The sequence below is a fragment of the Klebsiella sp. GW_Kp181 genome, assembly GCF_040062315.1.
Lineage (GTDB): Bacteria > Pseudomonadota > Gammaproteobacteria > Enterobacterales > Enterobacteriaceae > Klebsiella > Klebsiella oxytoca.
In genome coordinates, this window is the sequence record NZ_JBEAFR010000003.1 from 256,446 (window position 1) to 271,749 (window position 15,304).

At 51.5% G+C, this 15,304-nt stretch carries 13 protein-coding genes and 1 pseudogene; 7 read left to right on the forward strand and 7 right to left on the reverse strand.

Going from position 1 to position 15,304, the window contains the following annotated elements; translation table 11 throughout:
• Positions 1 to 5 precede the first annotated feature (5 nt).
• The 7 genes from hisD to hisIE are packed head-to-tail and all read left to right on the forward strand — an operon-like array spanning position 6 to position 6,107.
• Entirely contained in the window at positions 6 to 1,310 is a 1,305-nt protein-coding gene (gene hisD, locus ABLV11_RS04165; RefSeq protein ID WP_108704794.1) for a histidinol dehydrogenase, read from the forward strand.
• A complete protein-coding gene (gene hisC, locus ABLV11_RS04170) occupies positions 1,307 to 2,368 on the forward strand; it encodes a histidinol-phosphate transaminase (protein ID WP_004103642.1) in 1,062 nt (353 codons plus the stop codon). The genes hisD and hisC overlap by 4 nt, the downstream gene beginning before the upstream one ends.
• Positions 2,365 to 3,432 (forward strand): bifunctional histidinol-phosphatase/imidazoleglycerol-phosphate dehydratase HisB, encoded by a 1,068-nt coding sequence (gene hisB / locus ABLV11_RS04175; protein WP_004103644.1) that lies wholly within the window; start codon positions 2,365 to 2,367, stop codon positions 3,430 to 3,432. Before hisC ends, hisB begins: the two co-directional genes overlap by 4 nt.
• Positions 3,432 to 4,022 carry an imidazole glycerol phosphate synthase subunit HisH gene (gene hisH, locus ABLV11_RS04180; RefSeq protein WP_004103646.1) on the forward strand — a complete coding sequence of 197 codons (591 nt, stop codon included), beginning with the start codon at positions 3,432 to 3,434 and terminating at the stop codon, positions 4,020 to 4,022. Before hisB ends, hisH begins: the two co-directional genes overlap by 1 nt.
• Positions 4,022 to 4,759: a 1-(5-phosphoribosyl)-5-[(5-phosphoribosylamino)methylideneamino]imidazole-4-carboxamide isomerase gene (gene hisA / locus ABLV11_RS04185; protein WP_348855188.1), complete on the forward strand. Its 738-nt coding sequence runs from the start codon at positions 4,022 to 4,024 to the stop codon at positions 4,757 to 4,759. Before hisH ends, hisA begins: the two co-directional genes overlap by 1 nt.
• Positions 4,741 to 5,517, forward strand: a complete 777-nt coding sequence (gene hisF / locus ABLV11_RS04190) for an imidazole glycerol phosphate synthase subunit HisF (RefSeq protein ID WP_004113932.1) — start codon at positions 4,741 to 4,743, stop codon at positions 5,515 to 5,517. The genes hisA and hisF overlap by 19 nt, the downstream gene beginning before the upstream one ends.
• A complete protein-coding gene (hisIE, locus tag ABLV11_RS04195; protein WP_004103655.1) occupies positions 5,511 to 6,107 on the forward strand; it encodes a bifunctional phosphoribosyl-AMP cyclohydrolase/phosphoribosyl-ATP diphosphatase HisIE in 597 nt (198 codons plus the stop codon). The genes hisF and hisIE overlap by 7 nt, the downstream gene beginning before the upstream one ends.
• A gap of 41 nt (positions 6,108 to 6,148) precedes the next feature.
• On the opposite strand, the gene ABLV11_RS04200 is transcribed toward hisIE, so the two are convergent.
• The 7 genes and pseudogenes from ABLV11_RS04200 to ABLV11_RS04230 form a co-directional block, all read right to left on the reverse strand.
• A complete protein-coding gene (locus ABLV11_RS04200; RefSeq protein WP_348855189.1) occupies positions 6,149 to 7,264 on the reverse strand; it encodes a glycosyltransferase family 4 protein in 1,116 nt (371 codons plus the stop codon).
• Positions 7,265 to 7,273: 9 nt separating this feature from the next.
• Positions 7,274 to 8,419 carry a glycosyltransferase family 1 protein gene (locus ABLV11_RS04205; protein ID WP_016809192.1) on the reverse strand — a complete coding sequence of 382 codons (1,146 nt, stop codon included), beginning with the start codon at positions 8,417 to 8,419 and terminating at the stop codon, positions 7,274 to 7,276.
• A gap of 46 nt (positions 8,420 to 8,465) precedes the next feature.
• Complete coding sequence (locus ABLV11_RS04210) at positions 8,466 to 10,988, reverse strand: glycosyltransferase family 1 protein (protein ID WP_126489318.1); 2,523 nt, start codon at positions 10,986 to 10,988, stop codon at positions 8,466 to 8,468.
• Positions 10,989 to 10,998: 10 nt separating this feature from the next.
• Positions 10,999 to 13,056 carry a class I SAM-dependent methyltransferase gene (locus tag ABLV11_RS04215; RefSeq protein ID WP_224330630.1) on the reverse strand — a complete coding sequence of 686 codons (2,058 nt, stop codon included), beginning with the start codon at positions 13,054 to 13,056 and terminating at the stop codon, positions 10,999 to 11,001.
• Between the two features lie 19 nt (positions 13,057 to 13,075).
• Positions 13,076 to 14,368 (reverse strand): ABC transporter ATP-binding protein, encoded by a 1,293-nt coding sequence (locus ABLV11_RS04220; protein ID WP_023321274.1) that lies wholly within the window; start codon positions 14,366 to 14,368, stop codon positions 13,076 to 13,078.
• Between the two features lie 2 nt (positions 14,369 to 14,370).
• A complete protein-coding gene (gene wzm / locus ABLV11_RS04225) occupies positions 14,371 to 15,156 on the reverse strand; it encodes an O9 family O-antigen export ABC transporter permease subunit (RefSeq protein ID WP_023321275.1) in 786 nt (261 codons plus the stop codon).
• A 5-nt stretch (positions 15,157 to 15,161) separates the two neighbouring features.
• A pseudogene (locus ABLV11_RS04230) lies at positions 15,162 to 15,304 on the reverse strand (phosphomannomutase CpsG); the annotation flags it as partial.

Below are 15,304 nucleotides of genomic sequence, written 5' to 3' on the forward strand. Positions count from 1 at the left end.
CAATCATGAGCTTCAACACAATTATCGACTGGAACGGCTGTCGCGCAGAACAACAGCAACAACTTTTAATGCGTCCGGCCATTTCCGCCTCCGAGAGCATCAGCAAAACGGTGGCGGAGATCCTGAATAATGTTAAAGACAACGGCGATGCGGCCCTGCGTGAATACGGCGCAAAGTTCGACAAAACCGAGGTCACAGCGCTGAAAGTTAGCGAAGAAGAGATTGCCGCCGCTGGTGCGCGCCTGAGCGACGAGCTCAAGCAGGCGATGGCCGTAGCGGTTAGAAATATCGAAACCTTTCACAACGCGCAGCGGCTGCAGGCCGTAGATGTGGAAACCCTGCCGGGCGTGCGCTGCCAGCAGGTGACCCGCCCTATCGCCTCCGTCGGCTTATATATTCCCGGCGGCTCGGCGCCGCTGTTCTCAACGGTCCTGATGCTCGCCACGCCGGCGCGCATCGCGGGCTGCCAGCAGGTCGTGCTGTGCTCGCCGCCGCCGATTGCCGATGAAATTCTCTATGCCGCCCAGCTATGCGGCGTACGCAATATCTTTAACGTCGGCGGCGCGCAGGCAATTGCCGCCCTCGCCTTCGGCACGGAGTCGGTGACGAAAGTCGATAAAATCTTTGGCCCGGGCAACGCCTTCGTCACCGAGGCCAAGCGTCAGGTGAGCCAGCGTCTTGACGGCGCGGCTATCGATATGCCCGCCGGGCCATCGGAAGTGCTGGTGATCGCCGACAGCGGCGCAACCCCTGATTTCGTCGCCTCTGATCTGCTTTCCCAGGCGGAGCACGGCCCGGATTCGCAGGTGATCCTGCTGACGCCGGATAGCGCGATGGCCACCCGCGTCGCCGAAGCCGTTGAGCGCCAGCTGTCCGCGCTGCCGCGTGCGGAAACCGCCCGTGAGGCGCTCTCCGCCAGCCGGATCATCGTGGCCCGCGATATCGCCCAGTGCGTGGAAATATCCAACCAGTACGGCCCTGAACACCTGATTATTCAGACCCGCAACGCTCGCGAACTGGTCGATGGCATCACCAGCGCCGGCTCGGTGTTCCTCGGCGACTGGTCGCCGGAATCCGCCGGGGATTATGCCTCCGGAACCAACCATGTGCTGCCGACCTACGGCTACACCGCGACCTGCTCCAGCCTCGGCCTGGCGGACTTTCAGAAACGCATGACCGTGCAGGAGCTGTCCCGCGATGGGTTCGCCGCCCTCGCTTCTACCATTGAGATACTGGCCGCCGCCGAACGCCTGGACGCCCACAAAAACGCCGTTACGCTGCGCGTTGCAGCCCTTAAGGAGCAAGCATGAGCATCGAAGATTTAGCCCGCGCCAACGTCCGCGCGCTGACGCCGTATCAGTCTGCTCGCCGTCTGGGCGGTAAGGGCGACGTCTGGCTGAACGCCAATGAATTCCCCACCGCGGTTGCGTTCCAGCTGACCGAACAGACGCTGAACCGCTATCCGGAACCGCAGCCGAAAGCCGTCATTGAACGTTATGCGCAGTATGCTGGCGTTAAGCCGGAGCAGGTGCTGGTCAGCCGCGGCGCCGACGAAGGCATTGAACTACTGATCCGCGCCTTCTGCGAGCCGGGCCAGGACGCGGTGCTCTACTGCCCGCCGACCTACGGCATGTACAGCGTCAGCGCCGAAACCATCGGCGTGACCTGTCGTACGGTGCCGACGCTCGCCGACTGGCAGCTGGATCTGCCGGGCATCGCAGCCAATCTTGACGGCGTGAAAGTGATTTTCGTCTGCAGCCCGAATAACCCGACCGGACAGATTATCAACCCGAAAGATTTCCGCACCCTGCTGGAGATGGCGCGCGGTAAAGCCATCGTGGTCGCGGATGAAGCCTATATTGAGTTCTGCCCGCAGGCGACGCTGGCAACCTGGCTGAACGAGTATCCGCATCTGGTGGTTCTGCGCACGCTGTCCAAGGCGTTTGCCCTGGCTGGACTGCGCTGCGGCTTTACCCTCGCCAACGTCGAGGTCATTAACGTACTGCTGAAAGTTATCGCACCCTATCCGCTCTCGACGCCGGTCGCCGATATTGCCGCTCAGGCGCTGAGTGCGGAAGGGATTGCCGCCATGCGCGAGCGCGTGGCGCAGATCCTCAACGAACGCGATTATCTGGTCAGCCAGCTGCGCAGCATTGCCTGCGTGGAAGAGGTGTTCGCTTCCGAGACCAACTACGTACTGGCGCGGATCACCGCGTCCAGCGCGGTGTTTAAATCTTTGTGGGATCAGGGCATTATCTTACGTGACCAGAATAAACAACCTTCATTAAGCGGCTGTTTGCGTATCACTATCGGTACCCGTGCAGAGAGCCAGCGCGTCATTGACGCTTTGACTGCGGAGAATGTATGACCCAGAAGTTTCTCTTTATTGACCGTGACGGTACGCTGATTTCCGAACCACCGGTTGATTTTCAGGTAGACCGCTTCGATAAGCTGGCGTTTGAGCCGCAGGTGATCCCGGCCCTGCTCAAACTGCAGCAGGAAGGGTATAAGCTGGTGATGATCACCAATCAGGACGGACTGGGAACCGCCAGCCTGCCGCAGGACGAGTTCGACGGCCCGCACAACCTGATGATGCAGATCTTCTCCTCACAGGGCGTCAACTTTGACGAGGTGCTGATTTGCCCGCATCTCCCGGCGGATAATTGCGACTGCCGCAAGCCGAAAACCAGGCTGGTGCTGCCGTGGCTGGAGCAAGGGGTGATGGACACCGCCAATAGCTACGTGATTGGCGACCGGGCCACCGACATTCAGCTGGCGGATAACATGGGCATTACCGGACTGCGCTACGATCGCGAAACGCTTGACTGGCCGACCATTTGCGAACAACTGACCCGTCGCGACCGCTACGCCCACGTTGAGCGCATCACTAAAGAGACCCAGGTGGATGTCAAAGTGTGGCTCGATCGCGAAGGCGGCAGCAAAATCTCCACCGGCGTCGGCTTCTTCGATCATATGCTTGACCAAATTGCCACCCACGGCGGCTTCCGTCTGGAGGTCAAGGTCGGCGGCGACCTCTATATTGACGATCACCACACCGTGGAAGACACCGGCCTTGCGCTGGGCGAAGCGCTGAAGCTGGCGCTCGGCGACAAGCGCGGCATCGCCCGTTTCGGCTTTGTGCTGCCGATGGACGAATGCCTTGCCCGCTGCGCGCTGGATATTTCTGGCCGCCCGCACCTTGAATACAAAGCTGATTTTACCTATCAGCGCGTTGGCGATCTGAGCACCGAGATGGTCGAACACTTCTTCCGCTCGCTCTCCTATACCATGGCGGTCACTCTGCACCTGAAAACCAAGGGCAAAAACGACCACCACCGCGTTGAGAGCCTGTTTAAGGCCTTCGGTCGCACGCTACGCCAGGCCATCCGCGTCCAGGGCGACACGCTGCCATCTTCGAAAGGGGTACTCTGATGAACGTGGTGATCCTCGATACCGGCTGCGCCAACCTCAATTCGGTGAAATCTGCGGTGAGCCGCCACGGCTACGAGCCGCAGGTCAGCCGTGACCCGGACGTGGTGCTGCGCGCCGATAAACTGTTTCTGCCGGGCGTAGGGACGGCTCAGGCGGCAATGGACCAGCTGCGCGAACGGGATTTAATCGATCTGATTAAAGCCTGCACCCAACCGGTGCTGGGCATTTGTCTCGGTATGCAGTTGCTGGGAAAACGCAGCGAAGAGAATAACGGCGTCGACCTGCTGGGTATTATCGACCAGGACGTGCCAAAAATGACCGACCACGGCCTGCCGCTGCCGCATATGGGCTGGAACCGGGTATATGCTAAAGCGGGCGATCGTCTGTTTCGCGGCATTGAAGACGGGGCGTATTTTTACTTCGTCCACAGCTACGCGATGCCGGTCAACGTTAACACCATCGCTCAGTGCAGCTACGGCGAGGCCTTCACCGCGGCGGTGCAGAAAGATAACTTTTTTGGCGTCCAGTTCCACCCTGAACGCTCCGGCAGCGCCGGGGCGCAGCTGCTGAAAAACTTCCTGGAGATGTGATGATCATTCCTGCTTTAGATTTAATTGAGGGTACGGTCGTCCGTCTCCATCAGGGCGATTATGGCCAGCAGCGCGACTACGGCAACGATCCGCTGCCGCGCCTGCAATCCTATGCCGCGCAAGGGGCCGAAGTACTGCATCTCGTCGATCTGACCGGGGCGAAAGATCCGGCGAAGCGCCAGATCCCGCTGCTGAAAACGCTGGTGGCTGGCGTGAACGTGCCGATGCAGGTCGGCGGCGGCGTGCGCACGGAAGAAGACGTGGCCGCCCTGCTTGACGCGGGCGTGGTGCGCGTGGTGGTGGGCTCGACGGCGGTGAAGTCGCCGGAAGTGGTGAAAGGCTGGTTTAAGCGTTTTGGCCCGCAGCATCTGGTGCTGGCGCTGGACGTACGGATCGATGCGCAAGGCAGCAAGCAGGTGGCCGTTAGCGGCTGGCAGGAGAATTCCGGCGTAACCCTGGAGGAGCTGGTGGAGAGCTATCAGTCCGTCGGCCTGCAGCACGTGCTATGTACCGATATTTCCCGCGACGGGACGCTGGCCGGGTCTAACGTCTCGCTGTATGAAGAAGTCTGCGCCCGCTATCCGCAGGTGGCGTTTCAGTCCTCCGGCGGCATTGGCGATCTGCATGATATCGCCGCGCTGCGCGGAACCGGGGTGCGCGGGGTGATTGTCGGCCGGGCGCTGCTGGAAGGTAAATTTAACGTAACGGAGGCCATTCAATGCTGGCAAAACGGATAATCCCCTGTCTTGACGTTCGCGACGGCCAGGTAGTGAAAGGCGTGCAGTTCCGTAATCACGAAATCATCGGCGATATTGTCCCGCTGGCAAAACGCTATGCCGACGAAGGCGCGGATGAGCTGGTGTTCTACGATATCACCGCCTCGAGCGACGGTCGCGTGGTGGATAAAAGCTGGGTATCGCGCGTTGCGGAAGTGATCGACATTCCCTTCTGCGTCGCCGGCGGCATTAAGTCGCTGGAAGAGGCGGCGCAAATCCTCTCCTTTGGCGCGGATAAAATCTCCATCAACTCCCCTGCCCTGGCGGACCCGACGCTGATTACTCGCCTGGCCGATCGGTTCGGGGTGCAGTGTATTGTCGTGGGTATCGATACCTGGTTTGACGCCGAGAGCGGGAAGTATCACGTCAATCAATATACCGGCGATGAGAGCCGTACGCGGGTGACGCAGTGGGAAACGCTGGACTGGGTGCAGGAAGTACAAAAGCGCGGGGCCGGCGAGATCGTCCTCAATATGATGAATCAGGACGGCGTGCGTAACGGCTACGATCTGCAGCAGTTAAGCAAGGTACGCGCCGTGTGCCACGTGCCGCTGATTGCATCCGGCGGTGCCGGGACTATGGAGCACTTCCTGGAAGCCTTCCGCGACGCCAACGTCGACGGCGCGCTGGCCGCCTCGGTGTTCCACAAGCAAATTATCAATATTGGTGAACTAAAAACGTACCTGGCAGCACAGGGCGTGGAGATTAGGGTATGTTAAGTGAACAGCTGGATTGGCAAAAAACCGATGGTCTGATGCCGGTCATCGTTCAGCACGCCGTTTCCGGGGAAGTGCTGATGCTGGGCTATATGAATCAGGATGCGCTGGCGAAAACCGAAGAGACCGGTAAAGTGACCTTTTATTCACGGACCAAACAGCGTCTGTGGACCAAGGGGGAAACGTCGGGTAATTTTCTCAACGTGGTGAGCATCACCCCGGATTGCGATAACGACACCCTGCTGGCGCTGGTAAATCCGATTGGCCCAACCTGCCATAAAGGCACATCGAGCTGCTTCGGCGAAACCGGCCACCAGTGGCTGTTTCTCTACCAGCTGGAGCAACTGTTGGCCGAACGCAAGCACGCTGACCCGGAGAGCTCTTACACCGCGAAGCTGTACGCTAGCGGCACCAAGCGCATTGCCCAGAAGGTGGGAGAAGAAGGCGTTGAGACCGCGCTGGCCGCCACGGTGCATGACCAGTTCGAGCTGAAGAATGAAGCGTCGGACTTGATGTATCACCTGCTGGTGCTGCTGCAGGATCAGGGGCTGAATTTAACGGACGTGATTAACAATCTTAAGAGCCGTCACTGATGCCTTGCGCCCCCGCGCTGGCGGGGGCGATTTGCGGCCTATCAGGGTTTCTGCTCCAGCAGTGTGCTGTAGAGATTCACGTAGGCATCAATCATATGTTCGGCGGTAAACATCTCCTCAAAGCGGCGACGAGAATTTGCGCCATAGCGCGCTGCCGTTTCATCACTGTGCCACAGTTCGTTCATCGCTTCGACCAACGCTGCGCTGTTATCCGGCGGGATCACGCAACCATTGACCTTATCCTGGTTGATAAACGAGGTTCCGGTGCCAATTTCACACGAGATCAACGGCCGGGCGAACCGCGCTCCTTCCAGTAAGGTAATGCCAAACGCCTCTGAGCGCAGGTGCGAGGGAAAGACCACCCCGCGGCACAGATGAAAGAGAATATATTTATCCTCATCGTTCAGCATGCCGGTGAATATCACGTTATTCAGGCCGCGCTGTTCAGCCTCACGGCGAACTTCCGCTTCCAGCGGGCCGCCGCCGACAATAACGATCGGCAGTCGACTGCGCTCTGCGGCATCCAGCAGAATATGCAATCCCTTATAGTAACGAAATGCGCCGACAAAAAGGAAAAAGCGCTCGCCGACTTTCTCTCGCCAGTGAGCCAGGCGCTGCGGATTATGCTGCACATCCTTTTGCTCGAGGCCGAAGGGAATGACCACCGTTTTATCGAGGTATTTTTGCAGCGTCTGGCTGGAGGCTACGTAGTTTGGCGATGAGGCCACAATGCAGTCAACGCTGGAGAGAAATTGCTCCTGCAGCGGTTGATATAATTTCATTAGCCGCTTTTGTTTCACAATATCGGAATGATAGGTGACAACGGTTTTCGCTTTAGGATGCGCCATCAGATGTAGCATATCCATAAAGGGAAACGGGAAATGATAGTTAATAATATCGTAGTTATCTTTAATTTTATTAAATCGCTTTAACGCGCCGAGTGAGAATGGCGTCGAGGCGATTTCAATTAATTGCTTATTATAGATAACCTGATGCTGTTCGTAAGCCACTGGCCCGGTATTTTTATCCGGGGAAAAGGTGAAGACGTCGGCCGCGATCCCCCGACGAGCGCAGCCCTGGCACAACTGATAAATGACCTGTTCAATACCACCGTAGGTATTCGGATAATAGGTCTTATAGACGTGTAAAACTCTCAACTTGCACCCTTAGAGTAATTTATAGGCATCGATCGTCTGGGCCGTACAGGTTTCCCACGAAAACTGTTGTGCCTGAATAAAACCGCGCGCTACTGCTATCTCCCGCCAGTATTCATCCTGCAGACTTTGCAATATATGAGCGCTTATCGCGTCTACATCGTTAGGATCGGATAACAACCCCGCATCCCCTGCCACTTCAGGTAATGATGTGACATTGGAGCATACTACTGGAATACCGCAAGACATTGCTTCAAGAATAGGTAATCCGAATCCTTCATAAAACGAAGGATAAATAAAGGTTCTGGCTGCCGCATATAAATACGGAAGATCGCCATCCGGGACATAACCCAGATAACGGATCCATCCTTCACGAGTCCCGCGTTCAACGATCTGCCACAGCGCATCATCTTCCCACCCACGGTAACCGCTGAGGATCAGCGGGTAGCGCATGCGCGTCTCCATCGGCAGAAGCTGGTACGCCTGCAACAGGCCTCGAATATTTTTCCGCGGCTCCATCGTGCCGATGTAAAGCGCGTAGCGCTGCCACTCCAGCTGATATTTCTGCAGAACCGGTAGACATTCATCCGGGCTGCGCGGAATATAGTCGCCGCTGCAGGCAAGATGGGTCGTTACGATCCGATCGGCAGGATAGTTAAACAGCCGGATAATTTCGCTGCGGGAAAAGTCAGATACCGTCAAAATAAGCTTTGCCGTGTCCAGACTTTCGCGCAGTGACTTTTCCATATAACGCACCCGGTCCTTTGGATGAAATTCCGGACAGGTGAATATGGAGATATCATGAAATGTGGTTACGGCACGTTCCAGACGATGCGGCAGATAAAAGTTAGGCCCATGATAGATATAATCTTTATAATCGCGCAGCGCCCACGCCTGGCGACGCGGATGCAACACGCGATAGGCTTCAATCAATAACGGCTGACGGCGTAAAAAAGCCGCCAGCTTACCGTGATTGCTGGCTCGGGTATCCGCTTTATTTTCAATCTGGGGAATGCTGTCAATAAATGAAGAGCCGTGAAATAATTTTAGCTCTTCAATTTCGCTGGCCACCGCCAATCGTTTTACCAGTTCGAGGGAATAACGACCGATACCCGTTAATGGATATTTGATTGGCTCAGTTGCAAATATAATTTTCATAAAAGCTCTTGACCGTGACACAGGAGACTGCCACGGCTAATATTGTTTATTTATTCGCGTCAGATTTAATAACCGGAAGATTCTCCACCAGGAATTCTGCACTTTGTTTCCATGTCAACCAGTTGATTTTTTCAGAGCGAGGATGAGCATTTTTCCGATATAATTCCAACCACTCGTCAATCGCTGTTGAAATATCTCCCGGCTGTTCACCAGAGAAATAGAATGCATGTTCTTGAGCAATCTCTTTAAACACCGGAATATCACGGATGATTACCGGTAATTTTTTCTGCGCAGCTTCAATTAATGGTAGCCCAAATCCTTCGCCGAGAGATGCGAAGATTAACGCACTAGACTGAGCATACAACTTCGCAAGGAACTCATCGCTAATATTTTGTAGCCAAAATAATCTCTTATTTAGCTGTGGGTGGTGACGTAAACGTTCACATAAATCATCAACATGCCACCCCTGTTTACCAATGATAAACAGATTGTAGTTCTTGCCCTGCCGCCACAATTCCTCAAATGCCGCTAGCGTCTGCGCATGGCCTTTGCGAGGTTCCATCGTTCCCACCATAATAAAGGAGGGTTCGGCAGCCATCTTAGTCAGCAAGTCATTCGCGTTATCCGGCATACCCACAGAAGGAACGCTGGCATCCAGGTCGGCGCCAAGATGGAAATTACTCACCTGCAGCAATGGATTAGGTTTAACCCAGTTGGCATTTTCGGCAATCCACGATTTCACATCCTCTGCTACGCTTGCAGAAACACAAATCAGACGGTCAGCGTGCTGCGCAATGCAGGATAACCAAATGGGGAAAACGCGCTGCATTCCCTCATCGCTCCACTCCGGCCTTCTCAGAGGCAAGATATCATGCACAACAAAACAAACCCTGGCGCCGGATAAACGAATAAAATCCAGCTGGGCAGTAAGTTCAGGAAACAGATGTGCAGTCAGATCGGTAGCAACCAGAATATCATCTTTGGTAAACAGTACCGGTTCATCAGGCCCGAACTGGCCGTTAAAATGGGTATTCAGATATTCGTTGGCATAACGATAGCATTCACCCGGTCGATAATAAACCGCACTGACGGTGTAACCAGCAACGCCTGATTTCAGTAACTCACTAAGTATACTACGGGAAACTCGTTGAATCCCCGTTTTCGCATCATGTTCGACAAGGACAGAAATATCAACCAGCAGCTTGCGCTGATGCGTGGCAAAGCTGTTACGAGTAATAGCCCAGGCTGTTTGTAAGCGTTCGGCTTCACTTAATTCCGCAATATTTTTAATTTGATTAATGGTGTTTGCGGTGAAACTAGTGATATCCAGAGGCTCTGAAGCAGAAGCCGTATCAACAAGCCTTTCAAATCCCTTTAATGCGAGTTGCGCGGTGTGATCCCATGTGAATTTTGCCGCCTGCTTCGGAGCATGAGCTTTCAACGCTGAGTAGAACGCATTATCGGTTAAAGCCCTTTGCATAACACGGCAAATATCGTGAACATCCTGCGGATTAAATAAAGCCTCTTCCATACCGATGACCTCCGGTAAGCTGGTCACATTTGAACCCAGCGTAGCCGCGCCGCAGCGCATAGCTTCTAGTGGAGGCAGGCCAAACCCTTCATGTATAGAGGGGAAAACGAAAATTTTGCACAAATTGTAAAGTGCAATAAGGTCACCGTCGTTTAAGAAACCGGTAAAAACTAGCTGATTGCGGGATAAACCATAGTTCTCTGCAGCGCGGTACAGCCTTTCCTTTTCATCAGTGCTAATTTTATAAGCTAAAACTAAGGGATAACTCTGTTGCAGGGCATCCGGTAATAAACTATACGCATGAATCAGCGCCTCAATATTTTTACGCGGCTCTATCATTGCCAAGGAGAGAATAAACTCTTGAGGCAGATGATATTTGTTACGTAAAGCATTGATATCATCTTGAGTATAATCTGTAATATTAAATAAATCGCTGACTCCAGATGAAATATTAATGATCTTATCTGCAGGAATTGATGTATAATCAATAACTTCCTGCATGGATGATCTGGAAATAGCAAAAATAGCGTCCGACCTTCCATATTCAGCAAGTTTATCAAGATAATACTGACGGAAGTTCGGTTCGCCCAGATAGCGTTCTTTATTAAGTAACGGAATGAGATCGTGGCAAACACAAACTGTCTTCCACGGCACTGTAGTTTGAGGAATTGAGACGGTGTAACTGTCGTCAAAACCTTCGTAGAAATTAATGACGAAAACAATATCGGGGTTGATGTTAGCAATAGCAAGATCGCGAGCTAGTTTAGCGGCAACACTCCGCGGTTGATTTTCACGGTCGCGAAGAGCTGTCGGGCCCGCAGCTGAAAAAATAAACATTTCTTCCTGCGGTAGAATATCACCCCAGCTATTTTTAATTTCATTAATACTGTCAATCGGATACATGCCGTTCATTAAGATGCTGACTCGATGCTGGCCAGCATTTTTTATGATCGCACGACTCATTTCATAAGTGCTGCGACCAACTCCACGGAATTTACTTTCCGACTGATATCCTTGTACATCAATCAAAATATGCAAGTGACTCACCTTATCTCTTGTTTTTAAGCTCGCTAAAAATTGAATTAACTTCCGGAGGCAATAACTCTGGATGTAATATCTGTTTTTCAGTCTGCGACTGATTTTGTGGGTCGTTATGATAAGGGTTATGTGAACCAGGATTCATACGACGATGCAAACGATAAGCAAAGTCATAAATTCCAACTTTATGCAGTAGATTGATAGCTCTCTGCTTTAGCCGTGGATGTGCACGCAGAAAAATGAATATTTTGCCAAGTACTCGTTTCAGTAAATGCTTACAACGCTGCCTGAAGCCATACTGGCGAAGTAAATAGTACTGCATGCCAGCATAACGATACCACTTCGTCATTTTCCATGAGCGGCTATTATGGATTTTAGCGATTTCATGGCGGAGATTCTCTGCTTCTTGTCGCGCATCATTGAGCTGAGTATGGAGTTGCATAACCTCTTCAGAATCCACAGTTTGACTCGGCTCAACCTCGACACACTGCTGTGCATCGGTGATAACGTCTTGTGGCGGATACTCACGATTTTCAAGCGTCTGAATACTCTCACCCATCATATTTATCAGGGATGTGAGTTCATTGATTTGCGACTCGAGACGGACAACCCGCGCATCCGTATTGCGTATTTGCGTTTGACCTTCCAACAATACGGGCTCCTGAGCCCGGACCCATAGATCAGAAGCATCCATAGCGGAGCTCGCAGCCGGTAGAGCATCTTTGGTATTAAAGAGTCGTTGGAGTAAAGCAAAATTCCACTCACCAACAGGATGTTTCCAGAATGCTGTCAACCAATTTGAATACGGTTCAGGCAACTGGAAAGGGCTTAATGGTGCGGAACGCCAGAACCCCCCCCAGGATTTATTTTCACCAAACAGTTCATTTACAAAAATAATGAACGACTGGAAAATATTAACTGGCCAGCTGCAGTCTTGTTGCACACTTCCAACCGAACCAAAATCTATTAAACGAGCGCTGTCATTATCGTCAATTAAAACATTCCAGGTTCTGAAATCATCATGATACAGGCCATGCTCTTCCAAAATAACCAGCTGATCGAGAAGATCGGAAATAACTTTTTCCCGATCAATATGCCGTCCGCTGGCCAGAACGTCGTTTAACAGCTCTCCGGGTATTTTTTCCATTACCAGCCATCCCGCAACTTCATTCCCCCCGGAAGTAAACAACGCGGGCACTTTTAAGCCAGATGGCGGAGTTTTGAGAAAAGCTTCTTCATGGGCGAGTTCTGTACGATTACGCTCGCTTTCCTTATCAGTTAGTAAACCACTTACCGTACTATAACGATAGAACTTACATATGAAATCAGAAGAGAAATAATAGCGACGGCTCTGCTTATGCGCAAAACCTGCCCCGGTATAAGGACTGTCGCGCCATGAAGTAAAAGGCTGATTAAATTCCGGAAGAATAACCCTGTGGTTACTGATAATATACATCGGACGTGAAATATTAGACAAATGAGTGTCAAATCTTCCAATCAATCGATAGAAAGCACACTGTTCAATAAGCTCACGCGGATCTTCTGGCTGGGATTCCCCCCAATACAGCGGTTCCTCTTTAACAGCGAGTTCGAGAATCATCGCCTGCGTCAGGTTTGCCAATCGCTCTAGCAGCGTTCTGACTTCCGCAATCCCATGCAGATGAACTATGTGGTGAAAAACACTTAGCCCAATGGCAAGATCGAACTGGTTTTCTTCCAGCGTGCTGATAATGTCTTCGATGCGCCCGACTTGAAATCTAACATCACAATGTGGGTTTTCTTCAGCAAGCGCCTGGCAAACATCAATGTTCTGCTGTAGAAAGTCGATACCTAATACGCTGGCGCCCTTGCTTGCCAGACTTAAACTGAAGAATCCCTGCGCACAGCCCAGATCGAGAACCCGCAGTGGCCTGCCTAACTCTCTGGACAAGGTGTCATATTCTTCACTAATTAGCGCGAGCCGTTCATTACAGTCGCGTGCAGCATCACCATCCCACTCAGGATGCCCAAAAATAGTCTGATAAATCTCAGGTAATTCGCTAACCAATTTATGTGTATTAGTAGTCATGGAATATTTTTTCTCATCTTCATTGGTAACTATTGAACGTCGACTTCAGGTCAATCACACCCCAGAAATCCATGCTCTTAGTTACATGCAAAATGATGGAGTCATAGCGACGATCGAGCGGTGTCATATCGGTTTGCGGGCTTCCCTCTGAAATGCCAAACGACAGAAGATAGTCACCACTATTTAAATCAACCGGAAAACTGAATTTAAATACCCGAACGTCCCCACGTGATACCGAAATATTTTCCCGACCTTCTGAGGCCAGGAAGGAATTGGTACCATAGAGAAATAAACCATCCAAAGTCTTGATTAACAAACCAGGCACTACGCAGTCAAAATCATATTCAAAGACAACTTTCATCATGAAGTCAGTCTGCTGGTTTCCAGTCAGTGACGGTGGATAATCTATCCCGGAGCTTTGGATATGATAATCAATGATCTTTGCGCCCCCCTGTCCCCAACGATATTCTTCAGGTCGATAGCCCGGACGGGTATGGAAAACGTCAGCAACCTCATCAAGTGACATATGGACGCCGCTGTCACTATTTTTGGGTTTTTTAGCCACTTGCGCAGCATTTTTGTCCGCTTTACCGAATAACTCATCAAGATAGCGGTTGGTCACTTCACGCGCGGTGCCATCGAGGCAAATATTACCATCTTTCAAGAAGATAGCACGATCGCAATGCTTAACTATATCACCGGCGCTATGAGATACGAGCAGTAAGGTTGTCCCCTGCTTTTTGAAATCAGCAATCCGTGCATAACATTTAGCCTGGAAACGAGAATCACCAACGGACAAGGCTTCATCAACGATCAAAATATCCGGACGGGAAGCAGTGGCGACCGCAAAAGCCAGACGCATCTGCATACCGCTCGAATAGATGCGTACCGGCTGGTTTATATAGTCGCCTATATCAGCAAAGGCCTCGATTTCCGGCATTAAACGCTCGATATCTTCGCGATTTAAACCCATCATTAAGCCGGACATATAAACGTTCTGAATACCGGTGAAATCAGGATGAAAACCCATCCCTAACTCCAAAAGAGCAGCCACCCGGCCATGAATTTCAATTGACCCCTCAGTAGGCTGAGTCGTACCGGTTAACAATTTTAGTAAGGTACTCTTCCCGGCGCCATTAACCCCGACGATGCCGATAGACTCGCCAGGTTCAACGTTAAAGTTAATATCCTTGAGTACCCACTTTTTGCTATGTCGCGACTTATTGCCCGGTAATAGCTTCTCAATAACCCGGTTCCATTTCGATGAGTAATATTTATACGCCTTGCCGACGTTCTGAACTTTAATGGTCATGATCAAATCTCGTCCACAATATCAGCTGAGTGTTTCTTAAACAGGCGCCAGGCAAATAAGAACAGAATAAGGGATAGTATGGTTACCGGTAGCAAAGCCATCCAGTTAGGGCTTTGATGGTACAACATCACATTCTGGTAAGACGTTATAATTGTTGCCATTGGGTTATACGCCAGCAGTCCCGAAACCCACTCTGGTAAAGTTTTAGAGACATAAACAATGGGAGTGAACCAGAACCAAAACTGGAGCAGAATGTTAACAAATTGCCCAACATCACGGACAAAAACATTCAATACCCCGAGGATAATGCCCAGGCCCAAAGTAAACAGCATCTGTATCATCAACACCGGAATAATTTCGAAAAAGATCCAGCCCGGAAAATTACCGGTAATAAGCAGAAACAGTACAAACAGACCAAATATGATCAAAAAGTTAATAAATGCAGAAGCAGTGATAATAATTGGCAAACAGATGCGCGGAAAGCTGAGTTTTTTGAGAATATTGGCATTCGACAAAAAAACGTTGACGAGATTGTTAAGCGTTTCGGTAAACAATCCCCACGTCAATACTCCCGAACAGAGATAGATGCTGTAAGCAAAGGGGCCATCCATACCGGCCAAACGTGCCCTCATCAGCTCCGAAAAGATCAGCGTATAGACGGAAATCATGGCAACAGGCTGTAAAATCAGCCATGCGGCCCCCAAAAAACTCGTTTGATAACGAGACTGAAAGTCTCGTTTAACGCTGTCAATGATAAAACCACGATAGCGATAGATCGCTGAAAACATCGGACTCAAAGCGATTCCTCTTTTAACATATTGAGCAACTCGGCAGTTTTCTCCTTCATCAACGCGGTATCCGCTCTGGACTCCACGTTAAGACGCACTACCGGCTCGGTGTTCGAGCTGCGCAGGTTAAAACGCCACTCCGGATATT

What these genes read in the sequence shown, in the direction of transcription:
- hisD (WP_108704794.1), top strand. Translation starts at nt 6, where the DNA reads ATGAGCTTCAACACAATTATCGACTGGAACGGCTGTCGCGCAGAACAA.
- hisC (WP_004103642.1), top strand. Translation starts at nt 1,307, where the DNA reads ATGAGCATCGAAGATTTAGCCCGCGCCAACGTCCGCGCGCTGACGCCG.
- hisB (WP_004103644.1), top strand. Translation starts at nt 2,365, where the DNA reads ATGACCCAGAAGTTTCTCTTTATTGACCGTGACGGTACGCTGATTTCC.
- hisH (WP_004103646.1), top strand. Translation starts at nt 3,432, where the DNA reads ATGAACGTGGTGATCCTCGATACCGGCTGCGCCAACCTCAATTCGGTG.
- hisA (WP_348855188.1), top strand. Translation starts at nt 4,022, where the DNA reads ATGATCATTCCTGCTTTAGATTTAATTGAGGGTACGGTCGTCCGTCTC.
- hisF (WP_004113932.1), top strand. Translation starts at nt 4,741, where the DNA reads ATGCTGGCAAAACGGATAATCCCCTGTCTTGACGTTCGCGACGGCCAG.
- hisIE (WP_004103655.1), top strand. Translation starts at nt 5,511, where the DNA reads ATGTTAAGTGAACAGCTGGATTGGCAAAAAACCGATGGTCTGATGCCG.
- ABLV11_RS04205 (WP_016809192.1), bottom strand. Translation starts at nt 8,419, where the DNA reads ATGAAAATTATATTTGCAACTGAGCCAATCAAATATCCATTAACGGGT.
- ABLV11_RS04215 (WP_224330630.1), bottom strand. Translation starts at nt 13,056, where the DNA reads ATGACTACTAATACACATAAATTGGTTAGCGAATTACCTGAGATTTAT.
- ABLV11_RS04220 (WP_023321274.1), bottom strand. Translation starts at nt 14,368, where the DNA reads ATGACCATTAAAGTTCAGAACGTCGGCAAGGCGTATAAATATTACTCA.
- wzm (WP_023321275.1), bottom strand. Translation starts at nt 15,156, where the DNA reads ATGTTTTCAGCGATCTATCGCTATCGTGGTTTTATCATTGACAGCGTT.